This is a genomic window from Oceanispirochaeta sp. M1 (genome assembly GCF_003346715.1).
GTDB lineage: Bacteria > Spirochaetota > Spirochaetia > DSM-2461 > DSM-2461 > Oceanispirochaeta.
The window spans coordinates 1-1,234 of the sequence record NZ_QQPQ01000124.1 but is presented as its reverse complement, the minus strand read 5'-3'; the positions used below and the strand labels follow the sequence as shown (position 1 = coordinate 1,234).

At 35.5% G+C, this 1,234-nt stretch carries 1 protein-coding gene; it reads right to left on the bottom strand.

The annotated features are described in order from the left end of the window. Positions 1–17: 17 nt before the first annotated feature. Positions 18–1,156 (bottom strand): IS3 family transposase gene (locus DV872_RS26075; protein ID WP_114632900.1). Its coding sequence is split into 2 segments (ribosomal slippage): positions 18–892 and positions 892–1,156, totalling 1,140 coding nucleotides; the frame shifts between segments, so codons are not numbered across the junction. Between the last annotated feature and the right edge of the window lie 78 nt (positions 1,157–1,234).

The following is a 1,234-nucleotide window of genomic DNA, read 5'->3' as shown; positions in this document are numbered from 1 at the left end:
TGGATCGGCAACCCCTTTTAGGACACTATTTTCTCGGACATCAAAGTTTTGTATTCCACTGGTGTTAAATACCCCAGAGACCCATGAATCCTTTTATTATTATACCAATTTACATAATCATATAGTTCCCTTCTCAACTCCTCTAGAGTTTCAAATTTTTGTTGGTAAATGAACTCCATTTTAAAGATCTTAAACGTTGCTTCTGCTACGGCATTGTCATATGGTGACCCCTTTTTACTGAGGGATCGAGTTATTTCAAACGTTGTTAAAAGCATATCGATTGATACATTTTTAAACTCACTACCACGATCTGTATGGAAAATCTGGATTCTGTTTAAAGGGTGTTTGATTGACGAAAAAGCCTTTAGAACTAACTCTGCACTCTTCTTGGCTCCAGCAGCAGTCCCGATAATTTCTCTATTATGCAGATCCAAGATATTACAGACATAATTCCATTTGCTTCCCACCTGCACGTAGGTTAGATCACTTACGACTACTTCAAGTTGTTCCCTGTCATCAAAATTCCTATCTACTATATTTTCTTTAATTTCCTCGTTGCATCCAGTTTTTTCTCTTTTATACTTCTTCTTTGTATAGTTGGATTCCAGATCATATTTCACCATAATACGGCCTATACGCCTTCTAGAAGCAATAAGACCATCATCAAAGAGCATGTACTTGATTTTCCTTGTGCCATAGTTCTTACGGCTTTCCTTAAAGATCTTGATTACTTTATTCTCTAGTTCGGAATCAACTACTTTGATCCCCTTGGTGTAGTAAACAGTACTTCTGTTAATTTTTAACTTTTTACACATGGCGCTGATACTGTATTTTTTTACATTTTTTCTGATTACAGCTATTTTCGTCCCAATATCAGCGCCGCTTGCTTTAAAATGTCGTTCTCCATTTTAAGCAGCTTATTTTCCTTACGAAGTTTAAGAAGGTCGTTCTCTTCTTCAAAGCGATTATCCTTAGCCTTGAAGGATTTAGATCTACCAAAATCAGTTGTCCACTTATGAACTGAGGATCTTGATATATTATATTCTTTAACTATATCCCCTGGTGATTTTCCATTACTAATTAGTTCAACTATTTGTTTCTTGAATTCCTCTGTATATCGTTTCGACATATTGGACTTCTCATTATTCTCTATCATCTAAACCCTCACATCTATTATATCTGGAAATTATAATGTGTCCGAGTAATTACTGTCTGAAACAGTGTAGCCTATCCA